This is a genomic window from Niallia circulans, from assembly GCF_007273535.1.
GTDB classification, from domain to species: Bacteria; Bacillota; Bacilli; order Bacillales; family Cytobacillaceae; genus Niallia; species Niallia circulans_B.
This window is the reverse complement of record NZ_RIBP01000004.1, coordinates 375,556-401,688: the sequence shown is the minus strand read 5'-3', so window position 1 is coordinate 401,688 and position 26,133 is coordinate 375,556. Positions and strand designations below refer to the sequence as shown.

The 26,133-nt window shown below is 37.3% G+C and carries 26 protein-coding genes and 1 riboswitch; of the genes, 19 read left to right on the top strand and 7 right to left on the bottom strand.

From position 1 onward, the window contains the following. Nucleotides 1-55: 55 nt before the first annotated feature. Nucleotides 56-706, top strand: a complete 651-nt coding sequence (locus CEQ21_RS09880; protein ID WP_185764475.1) for a FusB/FusC family EF-G-binding protein — start codon at nt 56-58, stop codon at nt 704-706. Nucleotides 707-819: 113 nt separating this feature from the next. Here CEQ21_RS09880 and CEQ21_RS09875 read toward each other — a convergent pair whose 3' ends face one another. Next, entirely contained in the window at nt 820-1,050 is a 231-nt protein-coding gene (locus CEQ21_RS09875) for a hypothetical protein (protein ID WP_185764474.1), read from the bottom strand. A gap of 150 nt (nt 1,051-1,200) precedes the next feature. Here CEQ21_RS09875 and CEQ21_RS09870 point away from each other — a divergent pair, with 150 nt between their 5' ends. The 5 genes from CEQ21_RS09870 to CEQ21_RS09850 all read left to right on the top strand — a co-directional run bounded on the left by CEQ21_RS09870 (nt 1,201) and on the right by CEQ21_RS09850 (nt 4,675). Then, a complete protein-coding gene (locus tag CEQ21_RS09870; protein ID WP_185764473.1) occupies nt 1,201-1,791 on the top strand; it encodes a hypothetical protein in 591 nt (196 codons plus the stop codon). A 162-nt stretch (nt 1,792-1,953) separates the two neighbouring features. After that, nucleotides 1,954-2,352 (top strand): YbaN family protein, encoded by a 399-nt coding sequence (locus tag CEQ21_RS09865; protein WP_185764472.1) that lies wholly within the window; start codon nt 1,954-1,956, stop codon nt 2,350-2,352. Between the two features lie 94 nt (nt 2,353-2,446). Next, nucleotides 2,447-2,926 carry a VOC family protein gene (locus tag CEQ21_RS09860; protein WP_185764471.1) on the top strand — a complete coding sequence of 160 codons (480 nt, stop codon included), beginning with the start codon at nt 2,447-2,449 and terminating at the stop codon, nt 2,924-2,926. Between the two features lie 48 nt (nt 2,927-2,974). After that, nucleotides 2,975-3,865: a phosphotransferase gene (locus CEQ21_RS09855; protein WP_185764470.1), complete on the top strand. Its 891-nt coding sequence runs from the start codon at nt 2,975-2,977 to the stop codon at nt 3,863-3,865. Nucleotides 3,866-4,231: 366 nt separating this feature from the next. Then, on the top strand, nt 4,232-4,675 hold the full coding sequence (locus tag CEQ21_RS09850) for a DUF6376 family protein (RefSeq protein WP_185764469.1): 444 nt from the start codon (nt 4,232-4,234) through the stop codon (nt 4,673-4,675). Nucleotides 4,676-4,712: 37 nt separating this feature from the next. Here CEQ21_RS09850 and CEQ21_RS09845 read toward each other — a convergent pair whose 3' ends face one another. Further along, nucleotides 4,713-5,147: a DUF4395 domain-containing protein gene (locus CEQ21_RS09845; protein WP_185764468.1), complete on the bottom strand. Its 435-nt coding sequence runs from the start codon at nt 5,145-5,147 to the stop codon at nt 4,713-4,715. Nucleotides 5,148-5,288: 141 nt separating this feature from the next. Beyond that, entirely contained in the window at nt 5,289-5,672 is a 384-nt protein-coding gene (locus CEQ21_RS09840; RefSeq protein ID WP_185764467.1) for a helix-turn-helix domain-containing protein, read from the bottom strand. A gap of 168 nt (nt 5,673-5,840) precedes the next feature. Here CEQ21_RS09840 and CEQ21_RS09835 point away from each other — a divergent pair, with 168 nt between their 5' ends. From CEQ21_RS09835 to CEQ21_RS09800, 8 genes are all read left to right on the top strand, one after another. After that, nucleotides 5,841-6,068: a helix-turn-helix transcriptional regulator gene (locus tag CEQ21_RS09835; protein WP_185764466.1), complete on the top strand. Its 228-nt coding sequence runs from the start codon at nt 5,841-5,843 to the stop codon at nt 6,066-6,068. Nucleotides 6,069-6,448: 380 nt separating this feature from the next. Further along, nucleotides 6,449-7,258, top strand: coding sequence for a pyrroline-5-carboxylate reductase (gene proC, locus CEQ21_RS09830; RefSeq protein ID WP_185764465.1), 810 nt, complete (start codon nt 6,449-6,451; stop codon nt 7,256-7,258). 235 nt (nt 7,259-7,493) lie between these two features. Next, nucleotides 7,494-7,577, top strand: a riboswitch (cyclic di-GMP riboswitch). A 112-nt stretch (nt 7,578-7,689) separates the two neighbouring features. After that, complete coding sequence (locus CEQ21_RS09825; RefSeq protein ID WP_185764464.1) at nt 7,690-9,306, top strand: GGDEF domain-containing response regulator; 1,617 nt, start codon at nt 7,690-7,692, stop codon at nt 9,304-9,306. A 1-nt stretch (nt 9,307) separates the two neighbouring features. Then, the gene (locus CEQ21_RS09820) at nt 9,308-10,357 is read left to right on the top strand and encodes a HEAT repeat domain-containing protein (protein ID WP_185764463.1); all 1,050 of its coding nucleotides are present in this window, start codon (nt 9,308-9,310) and stop codon (nt 10,355-10,357) included. Nucleotides 10,358-10,418: 61 nt separating this feature from the next. Next, nucleotides 10,419-11,771, top strand: coding sequence for a glycosyltransferase family 2 protein (locus tag CEQ21_RS09815; RefSeq protein ID WP_185767213.1), 1,353 nt, complete (start codon nt 10,419-10,421; stop codon nt 11,769-11,771). Continuing rightward, a complete protein-coding gene (locus CEQ21_RS09810) occupies nt 11,768-15,013 on the top strand; it encodes a hypothetical protein (protein ID WP_185764462.1) in 3,246 nt (1,081 codons plus the stop codon). Before CEQ21_RS09815 ends, CEQ21_RS09810 begins: the two co-directional genes overlap by 4 nt. Before the next feature lie 13 nt (nt 15,014-15,026). Further along, complete coding sequence (locus CEQ21_RS09805; RefSeq protein ID WP_185764461.1) at nt 15,027-15,395, top strand: response regulator transcription factor; 369 nt, start codon at nt 15,027-15,029, stop codon at nt 15,393-15,395. After that, nucleotides 15,385-18,246, top strand: a complete 2,862-nt coding sequence (locus CEQ21_RS09800) for an ATP-binding protein (protein WP_185764460.1) — start codon at nt 15,385-15,387, stop codon at nt 18,244-18,246. Before CEQ21_RS09805 ends, CEQ21_RS09800 begins: the two co-directional genes overlap by 11 nt. 38 nt (nt 18,247-18,284) lie before the next feature. Here the strand turns inward: CEQ21_RS09800 and CEQ21_RS09795 are convergent, their stop codons facing one another. Beyond that, nucleotides 18,285-18,857 carry a YitT family protein gene (locus CEQ21_RS09795; protein ID WP_185764459.1) on the bottom strand — a complete coding sequence of 191 codons (573 nt, stop codon included), beginning with the start codon at nt 18,855-18,857 and terminating at the stop codon, nt 18,285-18,287. 173 nt (nt 18,858-19,030) lie between these two features. Here CEQ21_RS09795 and CEQ21_RS09790 point away from each other — a divergent pair, with 173 nt between their 5' ends. Then, entirely contained in the window at nt 19,031-20,002 is a 972-nt protein-coding gene (locus tag CEQ21_RS09790; RefSeq protein ID WP_185764458.1) for a LacI family DNA-binding transcriptional regulator, read from the top strand. Nucleotides 20,003-20,355: 353 nt separating this feature from the next. On the opposite strand, the gene CEQ21_RS09785 is transcribed toward CEQ21_RS09790, so the two are convergent. Both CEQ21_RS09785 and CEQ21_RS09780 read right to left on the bottom strand, forming a co-directional pair. Beyond that, nucleotides 20,356-21,354: an inorganic phosphate transporter gene (locus CEQ21_RS09785; RefSeq protein WP_185764457.1), complete on the bottom strand. Its 999-nt coding sequence runs from the start codon at nt 21,352-21,354 to the stop codon at nt 20,356-20,358. Between the two features lie 16 nt (nt 21,355-21,370). Next, nucleotides 21,371-21,988, bottom strand: coding sequence for a DUF47 domain-containing protein (locus CEQ21_RS09780; RefSeq protein WP_127736466.1), 618 nt, complete (start codon nt 21,986-21,988; stop codon nt 21,371-21,373). 331 nt (nt 21,989-22,319) lie between these two features. Between CEQ21_RS09780 and CEQ21_RS09775 the strand changes: the two genes are divergently transcribed. The 3 genes from CEQ21_RS09775 (at nt 22,320) to CEQ21_RS09765 (ending at nt 24,523) form a co-directional block, all read left to right on the top strand. After that, nucleotides 22,320-23,159: an SDR family oxidoreductase gene (locus CEQ21_RS09775; protein WP_185764456.1), complete on the top strand. Its 840-nt coding sequence runs from the start codon at nt 22,320-22,322 to the stop codon at nt 23,157-23,159. Nucleotides 23,160-23,240: 81 nt separating this feature from the next. Continuing rightward, a complete protein-coding gene (locus tag CEQ21_RS09770) occupies nt 23,241-24,068 on the top strand; it encodes an aldo/keto reductase (protein WP_185764455.1) in 828 nt (275 codons plus the stop codon). A gap of 200 nt (nt 24,069-24,268) precedes the next feature. Then, nucleotides 24,269-24,523 carry a GlsB/YeaQ/YmgE family stress response membrane protein gene (locus CEQ21_RS09765; protein WP_185764454.1) on the top strand — a complete coding sequence of 85 codons (255 nt, stop codon included), beginning with the start codon at nt 24,269-24,271 and terminating at the stop codon, nt 24,521-24,523. Between the two features lie 46 nt (nt 24,524-24,569). Here CEQ21_RS09765 and CEQ21_RS09760 read toward each other — a convergent pair whose 3' ends face one another. After that, on the bottom strand, nt 24,570-25,499 hold the full coding sequence (locus CEQ21_RS09760) for an RluA family pseudouridine synthase (RefSeq protein ID WP_185764453.1): 930 nt from the start codon (nt 25,497-25,499) through the stop codon (nt 24,570-24,572). 154 nt (nt 25,500-25,653) lie between these two features. Here CEQ21_RS09760 and CEQ21_RS09755 point away from each other — a divergent pair, with 154 nt between their 5' ends. After that, on the top strand, nt 25,654-26,043 hold the full coding sequence (locus tag CEQ21_RS09755; protein ID WP_185764452.1) for a DUF5365 family protein: 390 nt from the start codon (nt 25,654-25,656) through the stop codon (nt 26,041-26,043). Nucleotides 26,044-26,133 lie beyond the last annotated feature (90 nt).

The window sequence follows — 26,133 nt, the reverse complement described above, 5'->3', positions numbered from 1 at the left end:
GCAAGTCGTTTCAGCATTTAAAATAAGGATAGAAATAATGGAATGGAGAAACGAAATGACTAACCAGTTTATTAATAATGAACAGTTGAATTATGTGAAAAGCCAGGTTGCTTTAATAAACGATAGTATGAAAAAGAATGTACCTGAAAAAGTGTTAACGGCGGTGATTGATTTAGCCAATAGCAAAATCTCTGCCCTTTTTCAAAATGCAACACAAGAACAACAGGACATGCTGGATGTTTCTAAACTAAAATCAGATAAAGAATATGATCGATATATTGAGCAACTTGCACCCTATTTATTGCCCTTTCCTAGAATTACGGAGCAACAGCTGAAGAGAATGTTTCCAAAGCAAAAAAAGTTAAAGCTGCCTGATTTAGAGAGTATAGATTACAGCAAGCTTACGTATTTATGCTGGAATGATTTAAGGTCGAATAAGAAATTTATTGTCTATGCGTTGAATGGAAAGCTAGTCGGGATTGAAGGCAGTTTAACACCAACAAGTAAAAAAAATCTTTGCACCTTTTGTAACTGCTTCACAGAGGTAACTTATTTTTCTACTGTTACAAAAGCAAAAAACCCAAAAAATCCCGATTATTATAAGGCGATTGGTAATTTAATTTGTACAGACAGTACTGAATGCAATCAGAAAATAACGAATGCTGAACATTTAACTGCTTTTTTGAACGAAGCACTTGCTAAATAAAAAGTGAAGAGGAAATAAAACGAAAAATCACTCTAGGAAAGATATTAACTTAGAGTGACTTACATTTGTTAGTTTCTTAAAACTAAAGGCAGATGCATAAAGCATCTGCCTTTTTACAGCCACATAGAAAAAAGAGCGAAGCCAACCATTATGACAAGGAAGGTGGCAAGCACATAGCCGGCATATCGGACAGGCTTTGGAAATGTGCTGACATTATAATCCTGCTCTGGGAAACGGTCGCCAGTTACTTGCTGCGCTGCCTTAAATTCGGAGGGTACAAATATTTCTTCCTTATTGTACATATATTTAGTTTCATCAATTTGTGTTTCATGGATTTTGGTCATGTTATTGCCTCCATTTTTAAAACATGGAAATATATGTTGTTTATATTGTGGCAGATAGTCTAAAAAAGTGCAATTTTTTTCCTCGTTAAAGAGTATTAAGAAGTAATTTGGAGATGTTAAGTAGCAAAAAGACAATTGTAGGTGTTATCAATGAAGCAGGAACAACAGCAAATGGTCGATAAGATGCGAGAAATGACGGCCAAGGGGGATGACTTTCATACAGAGTATTGGAGCCGTTTTGCTGATTTTGAGAATTGGCACTTTTGGCTTAATATCCTTTTCCTTTTAGCGCCACTTATTCTTTTGCTCATATTCATTGATCGCAAAAGGATCTTTCAGATTTTATTCTTTGGCTTTGCCATTCATGCATTGATGAATTATTTAGATTCTGTTGCCGTATTGAAGGGACTTGTATTTCATCCTTTTCCACTTACACCATTAATGAATATTAACTTATCTATCAACACATCCTTCATTCCGGTTACATTTATGCTGACATATCAATACTGTATTAAACGAAACAAAAACGTGTATATTGGCGGCATATTCGCAAGCATTGGAACAGGAATCGTCCTTGGCGGCTTTGCAAAGGCAATTGACTATATCCAGCTTTATCACTGGATGAATGTGGGGTTTATATTTCTGTTTGATTATGTGCAGTTTGTTACTGCTGTTTTGCTAGTAAAGTTTTTTATGTATTTAGGTGAGAAAAAGGGTAGGCAAGATCAAATGATTGAATAATTCTTTATTTGTTCACATAAAAATGAATTTTGGCGTATACATTAAAAAAGATTCTTCAAGAGGGTTCGTATACGTCTATAATGAAGGTATAAAAGAAATCTTGCTTACTAATCAATATTATTTAAGCAAGTGTGATTGGATGAAAGGAGCTATTATTGAAAAGTGAAGCAATTATATAGATGGATTTATATTGTGCTAGGAACGATATTTTTAGGAATCGGTATTCTCGGGATATTTCTGCCTTTACTGCCAACAACTCCGTTTTTGCTGCTAACATCATTTTTTTACACAAGAAGCTCAGAAAGGCTGAATACATATTTTCGTTCAACAAGATTTTATGAGGAATACGTTAAAGGGTTTAAAAAAGGAGAACTAACGAAAAAACAAAAAATAAAAATACTGGCTACCTGCTATATTTGCATCGGTATAAGTGCTTACTTCGCACCGCATATGTATATGCGCTTAATGCTTGCCTGTATCGCAATTGTCCAGTTGATTTCTATGTTCATAATCAAAACAAAGGCTGATGAACCGAAGGACATCATTATAAAAAATGATTAAATAGGAGCTGTAGATAAATTCCAGCTCTTTTTTGTTTGGCTGATAAAGGGGTGGGAATATATAGAAAAGAATAAACAATAAGGGAGTGTTGATTTTGGCAGTTATAACACATATTGGACTTGCAGTTGATGATTTAAATAAAGCAATTGAATGGTACCAAAATACACTTGGCTTTAAGCTAATTGCTGGACCGTACTCCTTTTCTCAAGAGGAAGAAGACAGTGAAAATATGACAAATGATTTATTAGGAAAGCATATAAAAAAAATGCGAAATGCTCATTTAACTGCCGATAACCAAGTAGGGATTGAGTTGTTTGAGTTTCAAGATCCTAAAACGAGCATGAAGCAAAAACAAATTTACGAAGCTGGTTTTTTTCATATTTGTTTAGTTGTTGATAATGTGGAAGAAAAGGCTAAGGAAATAAGCAGGACCGGCGGAATAATTAGAAGTGATATTTGGAATACGTGGCCAGGAAAGCCGTATCATTTAGTATACTGTGAAGATCCCTTTGGAAATATTATTGAACTTTATTCGCATAGTACTGAGCTAATGTATGGAAACAAAGAAACATAAAAAAAATCTTTTAATTGTGAAAGCGGTGGGAATATGGGGGAAGCTTGGGTGCCTGAGATTGTGGTTGAAAAAGAATTGGCAGTTCGATTAATTCGCAAGCAGGTTCCAGAAATATTGTTGGAGTCGATTAAGGAATTGGGGGAAGGCTTTGATAATACGATATATGTAGTTAATGGCCAATATGTGTTTCGGTTTCCCCGCAGGGAAATAGCAGAAAATCTTATGAAGACGGAGGCTGTGTTACTGCCATTTCTTCAACCTTTGCTACCGATGAAAATACCTGTGCCAATATTTTTTGGCGAAAAATCGAAAGAGTATAAATGGAGCTTTTTAGGTTATGATTATCTTCTTGGTGATATGCCGGCTGAATTGGATAAAAGTAATCGGTCAAAACTAATTCGGCCACTTGCAGAGTTTCTTAAGTGTCTCCATCATATACCTATTGCCAAATTAACGGATATACCTGTTCCATATGATACACTTGCCCGCCTTGATATAGAAAAACGGAAGCCTAGATTGATTGAAAAGCTGAAATTTTTGTTGGAGCTTGATTCGAGCCCGGTTCTGCATATGGCGAGAAACTATGTGGAGAAAATCGAGCCAATCGAGGTGCCAAAAAGGCATGTACTAGTGCACGGTGATCTTCACTTAGGCAATATGCTTGTTAATCAAAACAAGGAATTAACAGCGATTATTGATTGGGGCGATGTGCATATAGGTCATCGGGCAATTGATTTGGCGATTGTATACAGTTTAATCAATATAAATGAAAGAGAAGCATTTTTCTCTATTTATGGAGAGGTGGACGCTATTTCCTTGGAGCTTGCTAAGTTTAAAGCAGTTTATACACTCGTAATGCTGCTTGCATATGCCTCAGATAAAAGGAATAAGAAATTGTATAAGGAAGCAATGACAAGCCTTGCTATTGCATTAAGCTAAACAAGGTACTCATTTGACTGAAATTTCATGATATTATATAATATAGTTAATAATTGAATGAACATATCCTTTGTCAAAAGGGGAGTAACTAGGACAATAAAGTCGTCAATACAGGTCAATGAGACCTCGGCTTTGTTGGCAACAAATGTTGTTTGTGAGACCTTTGCCATTTATTTGGTGAGGTCTTTTTGTTATGCCTATTTTTTAGAATGTTAATGAAGGGAGGGGATAAGATGTCGACAATAAAAAAGCTTATGAAAAAGTATGTTCAAAAGGAAGGTGCTAAAATGCTGAAAGAAAAAGGGCTGCCCTTACTAAAAAAAGAATGGGAAAAGCGCAAGGGAAAAAAATAAAGGAGTGATTTAAATGAAAAAATTATGGTTATTACCTATGCTGCTGGTAATTGCAGCAGGCTGTTCACCTGTTGAAGAGACGAAAAACACTATTACTTATGTTAATGAAGCAACAGAGTATGCCAATGAGGCAGCAACATTTGCACAAGAGCTTCCTGCAATGGCACAAGATGCTGTAACAAATCCAGAGAAATTTGAACAGCTTGAGAGCACATTAAAGGATTTCCAAGCACAAATAGATGAGTTTAATCAAGTGGAAGTGCCGCAATTAATGGAAGATTTGAATGGACAAATAAGTGAGCAGAATGAAAAAATTCAAGCGGGAGTCGAGGATGCAATTACAGCGATCGAGGATGGTTCCTTTCAGCCTGATATTCTTCAAAACAGTGAACTGTTGAATTCTTTGCAGGACATTCAAGGTATATATGAAAATATCCAGAAGCTAGGGAATGAATAGAGCTTCTGGCAGAGCGGCAGTTTAGTGACTGCCGTTTTTATTTTGTCTTAGCAGCATTTCGGCGATATTGGTATTGCTGCCACTGAAAACGAATAAAGCAGCCAATACAGAAGCCGAGTATAGCAATAACGGATGCAAGACCTACCATTATTGTGAAGGCAGTCCCAAGGATGCTCCAGCCTAATTGAAAGGAGAGGACAGCCCCTGCAAGACAGATGACAGCAATGATTTGGTTAAATGCTTGCTGATCCGAGTCTTCCGCTATATAGCTACTTTTGGTTTTCCTTAGGAACATAGCGGCAAACTTCATGATTGGATTCCATTTAAACAGTAGGCCAAACAGCCCTGCACTAAGGGGAATGAGCAATGCCCAGTGCAAATGAAAGAGCAGGCTTAATAAGGTGGAAAGAAAAATGACCCATTGGTTTGTTCGAACAAGGGGACGAGGGATAGTTTTGAGTATATCTGCCATAAATACCAACCTTTCTTATGCGATTTATTATTATTGTACGCTGTGCGCATAGAAAAGTTAAGTGTATTCTTAATTAAAACAGCTTCAGTTTTTTTTGGGGGGATAACGGAGGTACTAAGGAATATCTTAGTACAAAGTGAGTTAGAGCTTGCGTTCTTCCTGCAAAAAGGACCAGAAACGAAATAATTGACCGGCAACCTTATCTGGGTTTTTCTTTAGTTCCTGATGGAGGTCAGGATACCTTTGGAGGGCTACAAGAATACTGTAATCTTCTGCAGGGATTTCTAAGTGTATGTCACTACCATACTGTGAAGCAGTTTCCATAACTGCAGATCTGCCTAAAAGATAATCTGTGCTCACATTAAAGTAATCTGCGAGGTTTTGCAGTGTTTCTGTATCTGGCTTACGATTGCCATTTTCATATCCAGAAATAGACACTTTTGTTACGTTCATTGCATCTCCTAATATTTGCTGTGAAATATTAGCTGACTTTCTAAGTGCTTTAAGTCTTTCTGGAAAACTCATAAAACTCCTCCCGTTCTTCTTAGATGCTTCTATTATAAGTTAACTTATAGCTAACAGTAAATGTTCATAAATAAGTTAACTAATTAGTGATTAGATTGTTGAAGTTAACCTCTGGTTTACGTATAATAGAAGGAGATATAACGGCTATGACTGGGAAGAGGTGATAGGATGACTAGAATTAAATTGCGCTATATTAGGAAGGAGTATGGCTATACTTATCAGCAAATGGCCAGTAAGCTAGGCATCACGAAGTCCTACTATTGGCAAATTGAGAATGGAAAACGAGGTTTATCATATGATAATGCGCTCAAAATAGCAAGCATATTTCAGAGGAATCCAGATGACATTTTTCTGCCAGAGAACAATCATATGAGCCGCCTAGCAAATTCTGAATAAGTTAGTGAAGACAGGTTGTTGAAGTTTTTGGGTTATGGATGTCATTAATGTTTGAGAGATGTTCTCCTGGCTTTTAGCGATTATTGATAAGCCTTTAACAATGCTTTTATTATAACAAAAATAAAGTGTCGCAGTGAAACTTGAATCAGCGAGATATGTATTTTAGTGCAAATATTAGCTCATTAATATAAGTGTAAGGTATATGCGAAATTTAAAAGCTTAATCATCTGTTTCTCCTCTTTTTATAGCCGTTCATAATGATAGAAATACTGCTGCGATTCTCTTTTTCCCTTCTTATCACAATTTTCCGAATGGGATTGATTTTCTCTCTTTACTGTGTAAAAGTAGAGAATATAAATAGAGGAGGACGGTTTGTAAACATGAATAATAAAAGAATCAGTTTTATAGGCAGCGGTAAAATGGCACAGGCAATTTTCGGCGGCATGCTAAAGGCAGGATTCACAAGTCACGAGGCTTTGATTGCAAGTGCGAAAACAGCAGCTACTGCTGAAATGGTAACCAAAAAATATGAAATTAAGACAACAACAGATAATAGGGTTGCAGCATCATACGGTGATATCGTTGTCCTTGCTGTAAAACCTTATTTGCATACAGAAGTATTAAATGAAATTAAAGACTCCTTAAAGGAGGATGCTATTATTGTAACAATCGCTGCTGGTGTTGATATTTCGTATATGCAAGAGCAATTATCAATGAGTAGCAAGATTATTAGAACAATGCCAAATACACCATCCCTGGTAGGTGAAGGGATGACAGTAATTTGTCCGAATCAGAATATATCTGAGGATGAATTACAGTATACGGTCGACCTGTTTACGTCTTTCGGTAAGGTTGAAGTAATGGAAGAACGGTTGATGGATGCAATACCTGCAATTAGCGGTTCTTCTCCTGCATATGCATTTCTGTTTATTGAAGCGCTGGCAGATGGTGGTGTTCGAAGCGGCATCCCGAGAGAAACATCCTATCGTCTCGCAGCTCAAAGTTTGCTTGGTGCAGCGAAGATGGTCCTTGAAACTGGCAAGCATCCTGGCATTCTTAAGGATGAGGTTTGTACACCAGGTGGTACGACAATTGAAGCAATTGCCACATTGGAGCAATTGCAGTTTAGGGGAACAGTTATGGCTGCAATGGATAACTGTACAAGAAAAAATAAAGAATTACAAAAATAAGAACGATAGGATATACGTACTAGGTATATTCGTAGTAATTATAATAAAAATAAACCATAAAAAAGTCCGAGTTGTGAGTCTTTCCTAACAACTCGGACTTTTTTGTAAGTAAAAATAGGTCATTAATCCTTGGCATTTCTTTTATTTCGGCTTTTAAGTTCAGCATGATTTATGTATAATAGGCTTTATTCAATATCCACAACATCAATAATACTAGCTTATTTATGATAATAATAGACCTTTTGGACTGCAATGAAAAACAGCTTTTATTTGGGCACTTAAGCTGTTTGGAGCAACTAGTGCAACCGGCCGTTATTCATGAGTTTAGCTGGTTTTTTTTTATTTATGAGGGGAAAGCTAACCAGACAAAACACAGAACGGCAAATATAGATACGTTTTTTGTAAGGGAATATGTAAAAGAGGTGTGGCAAATGATTTTCGATAAATATAAAAGCATATTGATTACGAAGATGAAAAATCAGCTTACAGGTTGGTTTGATAATAATGAGCAAGCATTGATTGAAAACAGGGATGTTTATCGGTTTTTGCATTCTATTAAAGGAACATCTGGAACACTGGAGCTTGATTTGCTTTACAGCATTTCCTCAGAGCTGCTTGCAAAGGTGGAAAATAGAAAAAGTCCGTGGTCCATTCAGGAGTTAAGAGACTTTTTGAACGGCCTTATGGAAATTAGCTATGAATACGAACATTTCCACGAGGAAATTGGGAAAACACCCGATTTAAGGGATGGTGATGCACCGCTTATTCAAATTATTGATGATGATATTTCCCTGCTTATCTTCCTTAAAGATAAATTAGAAAGCAAAGGCTGGATGGTTATTGCCAACACGACAGCAGAAAAAGCGATAGAGCAATACTATAATATGCATCCTGATTGCATCATTATTGATATTAACCTGCCTGAGCAATCTGGCTTTGAGGTGCTTAGTGTTATCCAAAAACATACAAATAGAGCATTTATTCCGAAAATAATGTGCAGTATTAAAACAGACAGAGATTCAAGAATTGCAGCATACAAAAAGGGTGCGGATGATTTTATTGAGAAGCCGATTGATGTCGAGGAGTTTTTAATACGAGTGGAACGGCATTTAGAAAGAAAGAAAATATTCGACCAATCTGTGTTAATTGACGAATTGACACAAGTGTATAATCGTAAATTTCTTAAGGATTCTTACAGTAGGTTTATCAGTGATATGGCGAGGCTTAATGCTAACGGAACAATTGCTGTTTTAGACATTGATTATTTTAAGCGCGTTAATGATACATATGGGCATATTGTTGGTGACAAGGTGCTGATGGAATTCGCTCAGTTCTTGAAAAAAAGTATTAGAAGTACAGATACACTGTTCCGTTATGGTGGAGAAGAATTTGTCATTCTGTTCCAGAGGGCGACAGAAACAGAAATAAAAGAAGTTTTGGAGCGCATGCTTGAAGAGTTCTCACAAATAGACTTTAAAGACGGTGAACAAACCTTCCGACTTACATTTTCAGCCGGAATTTATCGAATTGAAAACAAAGAAATAGGCTTGCAGTCAGCAATAAAAACCGCAGACGAAGCTTTGTATTTGGCGAAGGAAAGTGGCAGAGCGAGGGTGGAAACAGCCAACAAGCTTAAGATATCAAAAGCCACAAAGCAATTGAATGTTTCAATTGTGGATGATGACGCACTTATCCGCTCGATCTTAATCAATATTTTCAGCTCCTTAGAATTTGATAATATCAGTCTTGACGTGAAAGCCTATGAAGATGGTATGCAATTCCTTGATTCTAACAGGCTGACTCAAAATGGAGTTCACTTCTTAATTTTGGATGGAATTATGCCTGTCATGGACGGTCTTGAAATTTTACAAATAGTGAAGAAGTCTCAGTATCGCAATAATGTTCATGTACTCATGCTTACTGGTAGAAAAAGTGAAAATGATATTGCGGAAGCATTGAAGCTTGGAGCGGATGATTACGTGACAAAGCCTTTTAGTTTGACAGAACTGCAGGCAAGAATCGTCCGTCTCATTAAAAGGATGGTTTAACGTGGCGAAGGAGATTATTTTATTAGCAGTTGTGGCTGCAGGTTCCATTCTGATCTTGCTTGTGCTCCTTGCCTATCTAGTAATTAGAAAGGTATTAGAAAACAGCAGGCGTAAACAGATAAACGACATAAAGGAAAATATAGCACAGGATGTCTTTCTGACGCTTCAGGACAAACGTAATGAGCTTGTCTTTACTGCTGAATCATTACTTGAAAAGGAGGCGCTTGAAGAGCTTCTTACAAAGTATACGGAAGTACTTGAGGGTGAACAGGAGAAGGCAAGCCTAAGAGAGTTAGCTGCAGCTAACTTGACAGATTATTATCGAAAAAACGTAACTGCTCGAAAATGGAGCACGCGTATGAATACACTTTATCATATCGAAAGCTTCCATCTTGAAATGTTAAAAGATGAATTGATTATTTTGGCTGAGGCAGATTCTAAGCAATCGAAGGAGGAAAAGATCCAAATATACCGGATTCTTGCTTCTTTCCAGTATGATGGTATCTTTTTACTTATCAATAAACAGGAATACTTAGCAGAAAAGGATTTTCGAAGTATATTGACAAGACTGGACCAAGATATCTTTGCGAGCATGCTTGAGCAGTTTGATGAATGTGTGGAAGAGCTTAAGCTGGCAATTCTTGACGTAATGGGTGTTAGGAAGGAGCTTGAGTATATTCGATTTTTGGAAGATGTGTTTAACTCCTATGAAGGAGAGCTAAGACTAAGAGCTTTAAAGGCCATTTCTAATATTGGAATTGTACCAAGCATAGATACTTATTTGCCATTATGTCAATCAGATGTTTGGCAGGAAAGAATGATGGCTGGAAGGCTGCTTGGATTTGTTAAGGGAGATACCGCTTTATCACTCTTAAAGGAGCTGCTCCATGATAGGTCATGGTGGGTTAGGTCTCAAGCAGCTGAATCAATTATGAAATTTAAGAATGGAACGATAGTGCTTGAAGATGTGCTTCAGCATTCAACAGATCCCTTTGCAAGAGATATGGCTTGGGAATGGATCAATAAAGGTCTTATAAAAGGAGCTAATTAAGTTGGTTTTAGAATGGTGGTCAAATGCTGTATTGTTTTTCGGCGGGTTTATTTCCATATATATGGTTCTAATTATAACTTTTTACACAGCAATTCTTATCGTATCAATGGTGCAGCTTCGCAGAGAATATCAACTTAATAGGGAGCAATCCTTTGAGGACATAGCAAATGGGCTGTACACAAAGCCTGTTTCTATCATTGTTCCTGCATACAATGAAGAGGCGGGAATCATACCGAGTATTCGCTCGTTGCTTAGTGTTGATTACCCTCAATATGAGATTATTGTTGTAAACGACGGCTCGAAGGACCAGACACTGCAAAAGGTGATTGATTATTATGATATGGAGCAGGTTCAAAAGGTTGTCCGCAAGCAAGTGGAAACAAAGCCGATCAAGGCAATTTATCAATCAAAGCTTTTGCCAAGGCTATTCTTGATAGATAAGGATAATGGAGGGAAGGCAGATGCTTTAAATGTAGGCCTGAACTTTTCTAACTATCCTTATATATGCTCCCTTGATGGCGATTCTGTACTTGAAAGTGATGCTTTCCTGAAGGTGATGAAGCCAATTATGGACAGCAATGAAGAGGTAGTGGCTTCAGGCGGAAGTATCCGAATTGCCAATGGCTGTAAGATTAAGGACGGAAATATATTGGAGATTGGTTTATCTAACCATCCTCTTGTTATTATGCAAATTATTGAATATTTAAGAGCCTTCTTAATGGGCAGAATTGGTCTAAGCAAACATAATTTATTATTAATAATATCCGGTGCTTTCGGCGTGTTTTCTAAACAATGGGTAATTAAGGCTGGCGGCTATCAAACAGATACGGTTGGTGAGGATATGGAGCTTGTTGTCCGTATTCACCGAATATTAAAGGAATCAAAGGTCAATAAACGAATTGTCTATGTTCCTGATCCTGTTTGCTGGACAGAGGTTCCTGAGGATATTAAATTCCTAAGAAGACAGCGGCGCAGATGGCATAGAGGATTGTTTGAGAGTCTCTGGAATCACAGAAAACTGACATTCAATCCGAAGTATGGAAGCATCGGCATGATTTCCTTCCCGTATTTTTGGTTGATTGAGTTTTTCGGTCCAATTGTAGAAGTATTAGGATATATATATGCTGTTATTGCCATTTTCTTTGGTGGTATTTATTTAGAATTTGCCATTTTAATATTTTTATTATCCTGTATATATGGATCGATTTTTTCAATGGCAGCAGTTTTATTGGAGGAATGGAGCCTTCGCAAGTATCCAAAGGTAACACATTTGCTGAAGCTGTTTTTCTTTTCGCTAACAGAGTCACTCTGGTACAGGCCATTAACCGTTTTTTGGCGCTGTGAAGGGATATTCCAGCTCATTAAAGGTGAGAAGTCTTGGGGAGACATGAGTCGTAAAGGAGTATCTAAATGAAAAGAAGAACTACATGGTTGTTTTTTCTGTTAATCATACTTGGTATTGGCATCATTTTAAGTCCCTTTTGGCTTTGGCAGTTGAAGGAGACGAAGGAACTGAATGTATTGATAATGGATAAAACTGTTCCAGATAAAACATATAGGGAGCATAATGGGCTTGTTTACATATTGAATAACCAAAAATATGTGAAGGCGAATCAAGACAAGTATTACAGTCAAAGTGATTATAAAGGCTTTAAGCCAACAGATGACAACAAGTACAAGATAAGTGAGCTCCCTGACGATTTAAGTAATTATGATGTACTGTATTTGACAGATCAGTATGGAGTATATGAAGAGGAATTCTATGGAAGCAATTCGCTTGGAGAGAGATCAGATAAATTATATGGCGGGTTGGAAACAGAGGATGTTGACAAAATAGAGAATGCTCTTTTCCAATCAGATAATAAGACGTTAATTGCTGAGTTCAACACATTTGCTAGTCCGACAAGTGACGAGGCAAGAGAGAAAATCACCACTTTGCTTAATGTATCGTGGAGTGGCTGGATTGGCAGGAATTTTTCTGACTTAAATGGGGATGAAGTTCCTGTTTGGGTAAGGGATAACTATAAAGAGCAAAGTGGCAAGGAATGGAGTTTCACAGGCTCTGGTATTGTTTTAATTAATAAAGATGATTATATTGTTGTTCTGAATAACGAGGATTTAACAGATACTGGTGTCGAGTTTACGACAACAAACAAAGGCAGCTCTGTTTTGAATAAAGAATTGAAATCCCAATATGATTACTGGTTTGACATTATTGAAGCAAACGATCAGGAGGGTGTGCTTGCACAATATACACTGCCAGTATCAAAAGCAGGCAAGGAAAAACTGAAAGGTTATAATATACCAAGCACTTTTCCTGCAATTGTTCAAAACGCAAATGGACAATATACCTCCTATTATTTTGCAGGGGACTATGCAGATGAAGCAGAAGTGCCGAGTCTTTATCAAACAGTCGGGTTTGATACGTGGAAAAAATACATCACCTATCGAAAGTCCTTTTACTGGAACACTTATGTACCGATTATGAAAAGTCTTCTTAAGGACGGTTTACATAAGCCAGCAGTTAAAGAAAGCAATGTTGAAACAGTGAAGTTTGGTCAAATGGACACAAACAGTCGGACAAATGATGAATTTATCCAGATTAAAAAGAATGGGAAATGGGAAGACCTCGTAATTAAAGGTGTTAATATGGGGATTTCCAAGCCTGGAGCATTTCCTGGTGAAACATCCATAACAAAGGATGAATATTATCGTTGGTTTAAAGATATTGGTGCAATGCATGCCAATACAATCAGGGTATACACATTGCATCCCCCAGGATTTTATCAAGCATTATATGAATATAACCAAAGTACAAAAGAACCGTTGTATCTGATTCACGGCTCTTGGGTTAATGAAGATGTTCTGACAGAAAAGCAAGATGCTTATTCTAAAGAAGTAACAGCGGATGCGAAGGAAGAAATCAAGAACATGATTGACATCATCCACGGAAATGCGGATTTGCCGGAAAGAACGGGCCACGCTTCAGGTAAGTATGAGTATGACGTATCTCCATATGTGCTTGGATTCATGCTTGGAACAGAGTGGGACCCAGATGTTGTCAACTATACGGATGATAAGCACAAGGGTGCAAAAAGCTATGAAGGTACTTACTTCAAAACAGAAAAAGCTTCTCCATTTGAGATTTGGCTTGCAAAGCTTATGGATTACTCGGCAGATTATGAAGCAAAGCAATACAAATGGCAGCATACGATGAGCTTTACGAACTGGGTGACAACAGATATGCTTGACCATCCAGCAGAGCCGAGCAAGGATGAAGACAAGGCAGTCGTTGATCCAAATCATATTAAGAGAACAGATAAATTCCATGCAGGCCTGTTTGCAGCCTATCATGTCTATCCGTATTATCCAGACTTTTTAAACTATGAGAAGAGCTATTCCACCTACAAGAATAAACAAGGTGAGCAAAGCAATTATGCGGCTTATTTAAACCAGCTGCGTAAGATGCATAACATGCCAGTAGTGGTGGCTGAGTTTGGTGTACCAGCATCACGTGGAAAAACGCATGAAAATGTTAATGGAATGAATCAAGGCTTTATTTCTGAGACAGAGCAGGGCGAGATTGATAAGAGCCTTTTCCAGATGATACTCGACGAGAAATATGCAGGTGGCCTTGTGTTTACATGGCAGGATGAATGGTTTAAAAGGACATGGAACACAATGGATTATGATAATCCAAACAGGCGGCCGTTCTGGTCCAATATCCAAACAAATGAGCAGCATTTTGGTCTGTTAAGCTTTGATCCTGGAAAGTATGAGCCAACCACCTATATAGATGGAAGCACAGAGGATTGGAATAAGCTAAATGTTTCGCCATTATATACTGCTGACAAGGAAGAAAATCCTATTCAAGATGTAAGTGTTACATCAGATGAGCAGCAGCTAAGCTTTAAGATTAATTATAAGGATCCGGTTAACCTTGAGACGGATCATACTTATCTTTTGTTAGATACAATTGCAGATCAAGGTCAGAAAAGTACTGCCCTAGAAGGAAAAGAAAAAGTGAACACAGATTTTGGCGTCGACTTTGCTGTTAAAATTGGGGAAAAGAATGATTCACATATTCTTATCGACAGCTACTATGACTCTTATTACTTCCATTATGGACATCTTTTAAACATGATAAAGAAAGAAAGCTATGTGAGTAAAAAGAATAATGGTGTATACCATCCAATCAGACTTGCCCTTAATAAAGAGCTGGAAATACAAGGAGAAACGATTCCGTTCAATTCGTATGAAACAGGGGAATTATTATACGGCAATGGGAATCCAACTAGTAAAGATTTTAACAGCCTTACCGATATTAGTGTAAGTGAGGATAAGAAGACAATAGAGCTCCGCATACCATGGGCTTTATTGAATATAAAAGATCCGAGTCAGAAGGAAATAATAGCCGACTTGTGGAAGAAGGGCATGGAAGGCAGCCAAACAATTGAAGGTATCCATATGGCTATCGTGATGGAAAAGGATAAAAAGGTTGTGCAAACACTTCCTGAAATGGGAAGTGACAACAAAATACACTTAGAAAATACGAAGCAGTTTACTTGGGACAATTGGGAAGAACCTGCCTATCATGAACGATTAAAAGAATCTTATTATATATTACAAGAGGCCTTCTCCAAAGTAGGGAATTAGGGGAGAGAGACACATGAAGAGAATATTGTTGGCTGAAGATGAAGATGTTTTGAGAATGTTAATCGTAGACACACTTGAAGATGAAGATTATACAGTTGATGAAGCGCCAGATGGGGAAGAGGCTCTCCAACTGATTGAAAAGCATGACTATGACTTAATAATATTAGATTATATGATGCCAATTATGACTGGGTTGGAAGTAATCCAAAAGGTAAGGGCTAATGAAGCGAAAAAGCATTTGAAAATAATGATGCTGTCAGCGAAAAATCAAGCATCGGAACAAAATTATATATTGGAAGTCGGAGCAGATTACTTTATGGCGAAGCCTTTTAGTCCGCTCGCATTACTAGACAAAGTAGGGGATATTCTTGATGAAGATTAATTCCTATATTAGAAAAAGCATATCAAGGCAATTTATGGCCTTAATATGCTTTTTCATTCTATTGTTTTTATTAGGTGGGCTTGTACTAGTTTATTTACAGGATTCTGTTAACAATGAATATGTTAATAACCGCAAAGAGCTTGTTGAAAAGCAGGCGACGGTAAGACAGATAGAAACAAAGCTGAACAGCGCTATGTTTAATGTCAGAGGGTATTTTGCCTATAATAATGAGAATTTAAAGGAGTCAGCACTAAGCCAGCAAGCTGATGTTGCTAAGCTGATCAATGAATTAGATAAAATGGTGACAACAGAGGAGGATATTCGTTTTTCAACAGAACTCTCGTCCTTCTATCATTTTTACTTTGATGAAGCTATGCCTGAAGCTATTGCTTACTTTGAGTCTGGTGATAATGATGCTGTTGCTTCCATTGCCAATAATGGTGCAACGGATAGAATTAATACTTTTCAGCAGTTGCAAACAAGCTATCTTCAATCGGTATCTAAGTCGCTGACGGATGAAGTAAGTAAGCTTACAAGTCATATTGCCATGCTGCAAGTCGCTTTTCTTATATATATCATTATCGTTTTAGCAATAGTGTTACTTCTCGGCAGAATGATGGTAAGAAGAATTGGCAAACCATTAACAGATTTTGCACTTACAGCAAATGAAGTAGCTAAAGGAAATGAAGCAGAAATTACACTTGTTAAAAATCGGGAAGATGAATTGGCGACATTGTCTACTGCATTTGAACAGATGTATTTAAGCATTCAAGAAAAAGAACAAGATTTACTTGCCCAAAATGAAGAGCTGCAGGCACAGCAGGATGAACTGCAGGCACAGCAATTTGAATTGGAAAAGGTACTTGAGACTGTTCAGTTAAATGAAGATGCATTAATGCGCAGAAATAGGTTTATTAATGGTTTGTCAAGCTCTCTTGATAAGCAGGAGGTGCTTGAGAGCATCATTATAAATATGTGTGACGTTGTTCGTGCTGACAGAGGAATTATTATAGAGGTTGAAAGCAGTGCCTTTGCAGCATACGGTATTTCCAATGAAGGAGCAGAGCAATTTACAAGACATCTTTATACTGGGATGTTTCATCGCCTTGAAATGGAGAAATCACCTTTTACAATCGTAAGGGATTTGCATATATCTGAAAAAGGCTACCACCTTGAAACAGGAAAAGTACATGATCTTTATGTGCCAATAATAGCAGCTTCTGGCGGTATTTCAGCGATTATGATGCTTAGCAGATTTGCTTGTGGCTTCACAGAAATGGAAATGGAAGAGTTTATTGCTTTGGCAAAACAAATCGGAATTTCTTTAGATAAGATTCATTTATTCGAACAAACAGAAAAGGATAGAATCTTGAACAGAGATATTCTTAACAACGTCCAAGAAGGCATCCAATTAGTGAGCACTAAAGGTGACATCATTCATGCGAACAGCAAGTTTTATGAAATTATGTCTGATAAGGGCAAGCTAGAGATTCTTGGTGGGCAGAAGTGGCAGGAATGGACAGGAAAGCTGCAAGAAAATCTAGAGGATACAGATGCGTTAATCTCCTATATCAAACAGTCGATGGAGGATTCTCAAACAGAGTCATTCATTTATAAATTAAGGGAAGATAGGATAGTTAAAGTATACAGTGAGCATTTATACAGAGGGGACGAAAAATTCGGGACTGTTTTTGTCTACAGAGACATCACGATGGAGTATGAAGTGGACAAAATGAAGTCTGAGTTTGTCAGCACTGTTAGTCATGAGCTTCGTACACCGCTTGCAAGTATACTTGGATTTACTGAGCTAATTATAAACCGTGATTTGAAGCCTGATAGACAGAAAAAGTATTTGAACACAATATATGGAGAAACAAAAAGATTAACTTCTTTAATTAATGACTTCCTTGATGTTCAACGAATGGAAGCAGGCAAACAGACATATGAGAAAAAATATATTGAATTGCTTCCAATCTTAGAAAGAGTTGTTGAGAACCAAGAGGTTAATATTACAAAGCATCAAATTAATATCCACAATTCACAAAAGAATACGTTTATCCTTGGTGACAGATCAAAAATCGAGCAGGCATTCACAAATATTATTAATAATGCCATCAAGTATTCTCCTGACGGCGGTAATATAGATATCAGCATCTATCAAGAGGATGGATACCTGAAGGTTGCTGTGAAGGATCAAGGCTTGGGAATTCCAGAAACAGCCCTTGATAAGCTGTTTACAAAGTTTTATAGAATAGATAATTCAGACCGTCGTAAAATTGGCGGTACTGGTTTGGGATTAGCAATTGTTAAGGAAATCATGCTAGCACATGAAGGAGATATAACGATTAACTCCGAATATGGCAAAGGCAGCACATTCATCATGAGCTTCCCGAGTGTTGAGTGGAATATGGAGACATCTGCAAAGGATGTAACAGACGAAAAGGTCCGTTATAAAGTAATGGTAGTGGAAGATGACTACAGCTTGGCAGAGCTTATTATTCAAGAGCTGCAAGAAAGCGACTTCCATGCCTTCTATTCAAAAAATGGAATAGAAGGCCTGAAGAAAATGGAGGAAGTGCAGCCTGATGCCCTCGTTCTTGACATCATGCTAGAAGACAACAAAATGGATGGCTGGGATATTATGAAAGCAATGAAGAGTTCAGAGAATATGAAAAATATCCCCATCGTTGTTTCCACTGCATTAGATGAAAAGGAAAAGGGAATAGCACTTGGCGCAAATGATTATTTGGTTAAACCATATCCGCCGAGCCAGCTTTCTCGTTCCATCATGCAAACATTACTGAAAATGGGCAAAATCGGGCAAGTTTTAATCCCAGAAGAGCAAGAATAGTGAGTATGCTGCACTCCGATAATTGGAGTGCAGTTTTTTTATGCAGAAGCTATTTTTTTTGTAAGTATTGTAGTGAAGATGGCGACAGATATAATCGTTAAAAATGAAGCAGCTAAAACGGAAAGTCCAACAATCTTTAATCCGCCTAACAAGACGAGTCCATCTATTATAAATATAATGATGCCTACAGGAAATCTGAAGATGTTTGCAAGCATCTGTGCAAGCATATCAGTTCCGCCAGTACTCGTATCAAATCGGAGCATTATCCCAATGCCAATTCCAATGATACTCCCGCCAATTACAGAGCTTATGATAATATTAGTAGAGAATGTTTCGCGCATAAAAGAAAACACGTCAATCATACCAGATGAAATTAAGAAACCTATTAATCCATAGGCTATATATCGTTTATTGTAAAACCATATAATGATATAAATTGGTATGCTGACTAGAATCATCGACAAACCTGTCGGGATTTCATAATGATAATGAAGGATGAGCCCTATCCCAATCAGGCCGCCGTCAAGAAGATGATGCGGAACTAAAAAGCCATTAACACCAATTCCAATAAGAAGACTGCCAATTAATATAGCGCCGATTTTCTCAGACATTAAACAATCACCCTAACTAAGTCCAAACTAATTAATACATATATATGGACAAGTTAACTGAAATAGAAGGAGAATTTGGTACAAGGTAGGAAACATGTCAAAATCACCATTGATAATTTCGGTGATGCTTGGTATTTTATAGGAGACTAAAACGTATGGGAGTAAGAGGGCGAATGGGAAATATAAAAAAAATCGCAGAATTATCAGGAGTGTCTGTTACAACCGTATCACGTGTATTAAATAACCATCCTTATGTTAAAGAAGACAAAAGAAAAGCAGTCCTTGAGACGATTAATAAATTAAATTACAGTCAAAATTTAAATGCTGTCCATCTTTCTCGTGGCAAGACAAGCATGATCGGTGTTATGGTGCCTTATATTGCAGTCCCTTATTATGGAAACCTATTAGATGGCATTGGAGAGGCAGCATTAAAGAATAATTACAGTATCAATCTTTTTCAGACTAATTATGATGAGAAAAAAGAAATGGAAGCGCTCGAGAAGTTAAAAAGCAAGCAGGTGGATGGCATGATTATTTGTTCCCACACTGCAAATATGGACATTATCCGCAAATATGCAGAAGAGCATCCAATCATTGTTTGTGAGAAGGTTGCAGAAAAGAATATTGCAGCAGTGTATATTGACCATTACAGCGCTTTCAGACAAGGTATTGATTTTCTCCATGAGAATGGCTACAAAAAAATCGGCTATTGTGTGAACAGAGCGAAAAGCTTAAACAGCAAGCTAAGAGAAAAGGCATTTTATGAAGGCTTAGCTGAGCTAGGTTTGCATGTGGCTAAAGAATGGGTGTTTGATAGCTGCTTGTCGATAGAGGATGGGAAAAGAGTCGTCAAGGAACTTTTAGAATTAGAGGACAGACCAAATGCACTGCTTGTAACGAGTGACCAGGTAGCTGCCGGAATAATGACAGAAGCGAGGCGGCACAAGCTTAATATTCCAGAGGATTTAGCATTGTTAAGCTATGATAACCATCCGATTTCAGAAGCGCTTGAGCTGACCACAATGGATCTTCCAATTGTCGAGATGGGAAGGCGTTCGTTCCAACTTTTTCAGCAGCTGCAGGAGCAGAAACAGGAAACTCCAATTGAGCTGAAGGCAAAGCTTGTCATCCGTTCCACCGTATGAAAAAAAGGCTGGGACAAATCAAAAGATAACCTTTCTAAACACGAATAATAAAATTACAACTAAATCTGAAAAATGAAGGTTGTGTCTAAATAAAATTTTGAGTGAAAGTTAGTTCGTTTCATTGCGCTGCACCCACTCGCTTTCCGCGGGGAGGTTATGGAGCCTCTTCGTCTTCGGGGTCTCATTCTTTCCTCTATTTCCCGCAGGAGTCGAGTGGCCTTCGCTCCATTCCACTAAAATTTCTAATTTTTTGTATTTAAACTAAAAACAAAAAAAACCGAACTATTTAATCGATAGTTGATTAAGTAGTTCGGTCTTTACGCTGGTTCACATACTTATTTCCCAGCCTCTTTTTATAGGAACAGATTCAGTACATAATATACTAATGCTGCAACAGTTGCAGAAATAGGAAGGGTAATTACCCAAGTAATCAGCATTCTTTGTGCTGTACCCCATTTAACCCCTTTTAGACGGTGTGATGCACCAACTCCAAGAATAGAGGAAGAGATAACATGTGTTGTGCTGACAGGCAGGTGGATGTATGTTGCACCGAAGATAATCATCGCACCAGTTATGTCTGCAGCAACCCCGTTTACAGGACGGATCTTCATGATGTTTCCGCCAACTGTTTTAATGATTCTCCAGCCACCGACAGATGTTCCAAGACCCATTGCTGCCGCACAGGCAAATTGAACCCAATGAGGAATGTCACTTGTTGTTAAATAGCCATTAGCAATAAGGGCCATTGTAATAATACCCATTGCTTTTTGAGCATCGTTTGTACCATGTGTATATGATTGCAATGCCGCAGTGAAAATTTGGAAATAACGGAATCTGCGGTTTGTTTTTGTTAAGTTTAAATCTTTAAAGAAAATCTTGAAAAGTGTATAAACGATATAACCGATAACGAAAGCGATGATTGGTGAAATAATCAAAGCTTGGATTATTTTCATGAAACCAGAATAATTAAGTGCTTCAAAGCCAGAAGAGGCAATGGCAGCACCAGCGATTGATCCAATGATGGCATGAGAAGAACTGCTTGGTATTCCAAGATACCATGTCAAAAGATTCCAGAAAATAGCAGCGATTAATGCTGCCAATATAACTGTCGAACCGTTAGCCAATGTGAATGGGTCAACGATATCCTTTGTAATGGTTTTTGCCACACCTGTAAAGGTCATTGCACCAACAAAGTTCATGATTGCAGCCAAAATGATGGCATGCCTTGGCTTTAAGGCTTTTGTTGATACAGATGTAGCAATTGCATTTGCTGTATCATGGAAGCCGTTAATGAAGTCGAATGCCAAAGCAAAAAAGACGATTAGAATTGTTACAAATAAAATCATATCCATTTTTGTTTAGGACTCCTTACGCATTCTTCATTATGATGCTTTCAAGTGTGTTGGCAACGTTTTGGCAGTAATCTGCAACGTCTTCCAGGTTTTCGTAAATTTCTTTATATTGAATAATGCGAATTGGATCTTTTTCGACTGAGAACAAATGCTTAATGGATTGGCGAAGGATGCCGTCACATTTAGATTCTGTATCTTTAATACGAATTGCATATTCTCTGATTTTTGGTAGTTTTTTTGTAGACAGAAGTTCAACTGATTTTTGAATTTCAACTCCACAGCTTTTGATTGCTTCTGCAAAACGGTTCATAAATTCATCAGCAGTTGTAATATTGTACATTTCAAATAATGCTGCGCTGTGCTCAAGGCCATCTAGAACATCATCCATGCTCATGGACAGTGCAAGAATATCTTCTCTTTCAATCGGAGTGATGAAAGCTTTATTTAATTCAGTAATTACATCATGGATGTATGTATCACCTTTTGTTTCAATTTCTTTCATGGTTTCGGAAAACGTCTTTAAATCAGTTACGTTGCTGATTTTGAAATCTGCGAAGTAGTCAGCGCCTTCCTTTAAGTTCGTTGCAATGTTATTTAAAAGTACAGCGAATTTATCTTGTTTTTTGAAAACCATTTTGTTACCCCCAAATTAATTTAGACCCCAAATTAGTTAAGCCTTACATAGTTTATAGGAAATTTGTCGATTCTTAAAGTATTTCGGCGAAAAATTTACAAAATCTTAATAATTGGTTTACTAAAACTATAAATTACCATCTTTTGCAATTTACATTCTTTAAACTAGCTTTACAATAACCTTCCCTTTATTCGACTATTTCTATCATAAATGCAGCAGGTTTTTGTTTATTATATATGCTTTAATATTTGCTAAAAGAGTGAGTGATATGTTGGAAAATGATATGATGTTAATCAATAAAAAAGAAAAATGGTTATAAAGGGTGAAGTTAATGGAAAAAGTTGTTCTAATAACTGGTGCAAGCAGTGGTTTTGGCTATTTAACTGCGTTGGAATTTGCTAAAAAAGGTTATAAGGTAATAGCTGCGGTCCGCAATATACAAAAAGGGGCAAGGCTTATAACGGAAGCAACAAAGCTTAAACTGCAGGATAAAATTACTTTGGAGGCTCTTGACGTAACCTGTGCGAAGTCTATTGCTGCATTAACGGAAAAGTTGGAAGCAAAAGGAAGGCTTGACATACTTATTAACAATGCCGGTTATGCTGGTGCTGGTTTTGCCGAAGAAATACCAGTCGACGAGTACCGCGAACAGCTGGAGACAAACCTTTTCGGAGCAATTGCAGTGACACAAGCTTTCCTTCCATTAATGAGAAACAGACAAAGCGGAAGAATTATTATGATGAGCAGCGTAAGCGGTCAGATAGGGTTCCCTGGTTTAAGCCCATATGTTTCCTCTAAATTTGCTCTTGAAGGCTTTAGTGAGTCGCTCAGATTAGAGCTGCTGCCATTTTCCATTTATGTCACATTAGTGGAGCCAGGTTCATACAAAACAAGTATTTGGACGGACGGTAAGAGAATTACGGAAAAATCAATTCAAGAAAATTCTCCTTATGCACAGCAAATGAAAAGTCTGGAGCAGTACTTGCAAAAAAGTGAACATAATTATGGAGATCCGTTAGAGGTAGCAAAAAAAATAGTCTTTATTGCTGAAGAAAAAAAACCAAAGCTGCGCTATAAGCTCGGTAAAGGAGTGGGAATGACTATCTTCCTTAAAGCATGTTTACCATGGAAATGGTGGGAAAAAATTGTTCTATATAATTTAAAAAAATAATACATATAGGTAGTAACTGGATAATGCAGCAATTGCTTTGCTGCAAAATTTTTTATGTCGTCATTTCGTGTTCGGAGGTGCATGATGAACATCCATCATAAGTTAAAACTGCATAATGGAACAGAAATACCTATTCTCGGCCTTGGTACTTACAGCGCAGACGGAGGAAGAACAACGGCAGAAACGGTGAAAGCGGCCCTTGAGCTTGGATATCGTTCGATTGATACAGCTTCCTTCTATAATAATGAAAAAGAGGTAGGAGAAGGAATAAAAGAAAGCGCTGTCTATAGAGGGGATGTTTTTGTTACAACAAAACTTTGGAATGATGACCACGGATACGATAAAGCTTTAAAAGCCTTTGAAGCAAGCTTGCAGAGGCTTGATTTGAATTATGTTGATTTATATTTAATTCATTGGCCTGGCAAGGATAAATATGTGGAAACATGGAAGGCTCTTGAGCGCCTGTATGATGAAGGACTTGTTAAGGCAATCGGTGTCAGCAACTTTAAAGAGCATCATTTAAAAACACTGCTGTCAGCAAGTAATGAGAAGCCTGTTGTTAACCAAATTGAACTTCATCCTCGTCTAACATCTGAAAGCTTGAGAGAGTATTGTAAAAGAATGGACATTAAGGTGGAAGCATGGTCTCCATTGGCCAACGGCAGGCTGTTGAATGAACCGACAATCAATTATATTGCCAAAAAACACAGCAGAACATCGGCACAAATTATCTTAAGATGGCATATTCAGCATGATATTATTGTTATCCCTAAAACATCCTCGAAGAAGCGGCTTAAAGAAAATGCGAGTATTTTTGATTTTCGGCTAAGTATGGAGGAAATGAACTTAATCGACAGTCTTAATATGAATGAACGGATTGGGCAGGATCCTGATAAATTACTTTTTTAAATGGAAATACGAGTGCAAGCTATCAAATGATGGCTTGTATTTTTTTGTTTTAAAATGCTAGGTTTAAAAATATATTCCCGTGGTAAATATAGAGTACAAGCAAATAGCAAAAGAAATTACAGATTAGCTGCAGCTTATTAACCCTTTGCTATTGCATTATTTATTTTAACAAAAATGGAATTATAAAAGGAGTGTTTTAAATGGGCTTTCTATGGTCATTAATTATAGGTGGGATTATCGGTTGGCTTGCAGGTATCATTGTAGGCAGAGACGTACCAGGTGGAATTATCGGTAACATTATCGCAGGTTTTGTAGGTGCATGGCTTGGTTCATTAATTCTTGGAGACTGGGGTCCAACACTTGCTGACTTCGCGATTATCCCAAGTATCATTGGAGCAGTTATCCTAGTATTTGTATTAAGCTTCATCTTAAGAAAAATGCGCAAAACAGCATAATAACCTATAAAAGCGGGAGAAGGCAAATAGCCTTCTCCGCTTTTTTTTATTCTCCAAGTAATTCAAGTGCATTTTCAGGGAATATTGCAGGACTGTCCAGAAATGGAGCAAAGACCTTCATATATTCTCCTGTAATTGGGTGTTCAAACTCCAGCTTTGCTGCATGCAGTGCCTGCCTGTTGTAAGCAGCAGCTCTGCCTCCGTAAAGAACATCACCTGCAAGAGGGTGGCCAATTGAGCTGAAATGAACACGAATTTGATGTGTTCGACCAGTTTCAAGACTGCAGGAAACAAGTGTTAAATCAGTTTCAGGATAGTATTGCAGCCGTTTATAATGAGTAACGGCTGCTTGTCCATTTTCCGAAACTCTTCTTTTTGTGGCATGATGCCTGTCCCTGCCTATCGGCTTGTTTATACTTCCTTTTTTTCCTTTCAGATTGCCATGAACAAGTGCTAAATATGTTCTTTTGATTTTTCGTTCTCTTAAGTTCTGATCAAGCATATTTCCTATTAATTCATGCTTGGCAAATAATATACAGCCAGTTGTATTCCGATCAAGGCGATGTATATGCTTAAGCTGCCGTTCTTCTCCATTCATCAGCAGATGAAAAGCTGCCCCATTTGTGAGGGAGGAAATGTCTTCTGGCGCGTTAGGATGTGTATCAATTCCATGAGGTTTGTTAAAAATCACTAAAAAGTCATCCTCATACAATACGCTGAGCTCCATATAGGATGCTTCGATATTGTTAGGCTCAGAATCAAACATTTTTATTGATAATAAATCTCCAGTTTGGAGAGGAGTTGACCAATTTGTTATGACAGTATTATTCAGCATCACTTTTTTCTGCATCTTAAATAAATGTACTTGCTTCTTTGATGCAAGAAGAATGGTGCGGAACAGTTCATCTATCGATATCAAATTCCATTTTTCTGGAATTTTAAGTAACATCCATTCGCCCTTTCTGTCGAAATGCATGATTAAAAACCTCCGTTATTTCTCTTTTGTTAAATTTTAATAGTATTGCATAACCCATCATATCATGGTTTTAATTACCACGGAAAACTGCAGGGGGTGTATGTTATTCTAATGTTAACAATTATAATTAATATTTAGAGGGTGGTAAAATCCAATGAAGGTAGCTTATGCTTCAACGCCTGCACAGGAAGAGCAAATAAATGAACTTATCCAAACTTTTTATACGTCCATTTTTCCCGACTTTTTTTCTGATGACGAAATAAACAAGTTTTCAAACTTGAATGTTTTACGTTTAACTCAAGAGCAATCATATATGCTAAGTACTTTAAAGAATTCCTACCAAGTGATTGCTGCATTGCAGACAATCATATCGATTGTTGAGAATTCGGATGAAAGTGACGACGAATACGATCAATTATTCGAAAGAAATGTCGAGATATTAGATGAGTTCGAGTTATTTTTCCCTTTCCGTCTGGACAATTTCTCAAAAAAAGATAAAAGTTTGAGCATCTATTCAGAGGCTGCAAACGAGTATTTATTATAGTTTTTTTATTACAGTGAAAAGAGCCGCAGAAGATATGTGGCTCTTTTTTTGCATATATATAAAGTTATACAACTTTAAAAAGATTAGCTT

Coding starts and splice junctions, on each gene's coding strand:
- CEQ21_RS09765 (WP_185764454.1), top strand. CDS start 24,269: ATGGGCTTTCTATGGTCATTAATTATAGGTGGGATTATCGGTTGGCTT.
- CEQ21_RS09870 (WP_185764473.1), top strand. CDS start 1,201: ATGAAGCAGGAACAACAGCAAATGGTCGATAAGATGCGAGAAATGACG.
- CEQ21_RS09815 (WP_185767213.1), top strand. CDS start 10,419: ATGGTTCTAATTATAACTTTTTACACAGCAATTCTTATCGTATCAATG.
- CEQ21_RS09840 (WP_185764467.1), bottom strand. CDS start 5,672: ATGAGTTTTCCAGAAAGACTTAAAGCACTTAGAAAGTCAGCTAATATT.
- CEQ21_RS09825 (WP_185764464.1), top strand. CDS start 7,690: ATGATTTTCGATAAATATAAAAGCATATTGATTACGAAGATGAAAAAT.
- CEQ21_RS09775 (WP_185764456.1), top strand. CDS start 22,320: ATGGAAAAAGTTGTTCTAATAACTGGTGCAAGCAGTGGTTTTGGCTAT.
- CEQ21_RS09880 (WP_185764475.1), top strand. CDS start 56: ATGACTAACCAGTTTATTAATAATGAACAGTTGAATTATGTGAAAAGC.
- CEQ21_RS09845 (WP_185764468.1), bottom strand. CDS start 5,147: ATGGCAGATATACTCAAAACTATCCCTCGTCCCCTTGTTCGAACAAAC.
- CEQ21_RS09875 (WP_185764474.1), bottom strand. CDS start 1,050: ATGACCAAAATCCATGAAACACAAATTGATGAAACTAAATATATGTAC.
- CEQ21_RS09800 (WP_185764460.1), top strand. CDS start 15,385: ATGAAGATTAATTCCTATATTAGAAAAAGCATATCAAGGCAATTTATG.
- CEQ21_RS09850 (WP_185764469.1), top strand. CDS start 4,232: ATGAAAAAATTATGGTTATTACCTATGCTGCTGGTAATTGCAGCAGGC.
- CEQ21_RS09785 (WP_185764457.1), bottom strand. CDS start 21,354: ATGGATATGATTTTATTTGTAACAATTCTAATCGTCTTTTTTGCTTTG.
- CEQ21_RS09770 (WP_185764455.1), top strand. CDS start 23,241: ATGATGAACATCCATCATAAGTTAAAACTGCATAATGGAACAGAAATA.
- CEQ21_RS09780 (WP_127736466.1), bottom strand. CDS start 21,988: ATGGTTTTCAAAAAACAAGATAAATTCGCTGTACTTTTAAATAACATT.
- CEQ21_RS09755 (WP_185764452.1), top strand. CDS start 25,654: ATGAAGGTAGCTTATGCTTCAACGCCTGCACAGGAAGAGCAAATAAAT.
- CEQ21_RS09795 (WP_185764459.1), bottom strand. CDS start 18,857: ATGTCTGAGAAAATCGGCGCTATATTAATTGGCAGTCTTCTTATTGGA.
- CEQ21_RS09835 (WP_185764466.1), top strand. CDS start 5,841: ATGACTAGAATTAAATTGCGCTATATTAGGAAGGAGTATGGCTATACT.
- CEQ21_RS09760 (WP_185764453.1), bottom strand. CDS start 25,499: ATGCATTTCGACAGAAAGGGCGAATGGATGTTACTTAAAATTCCAGAA.
- CEQ21_RS09790 (WP_185764458.1), top strand. CDS start 19,031: ATGGGAAATATAAAAAAAATCGCAGAATTATCAGGAGTGTCTGTTACA.
- CEQ21_RS09805 (WP_185764461.1), top strand. CDS start 15,027: ATGAAGAGAATATTGTTGGCTGAAGATGAAGATGTTTTGAGAATGTTA.
- CEQ21_RS09810 (WP_185764462.1), top strand. CDS start 11,768: ATGAAAAGAAGAACTACATGGTTGTTTTTTCTGTTAATCATACTTGGT.
- proC (WP_185764465.1), top strand. CDS start 6,449: ATGAATAATAAAAGAATCAGTTTTATAGGCAGCGGTAAAATGGCACAG.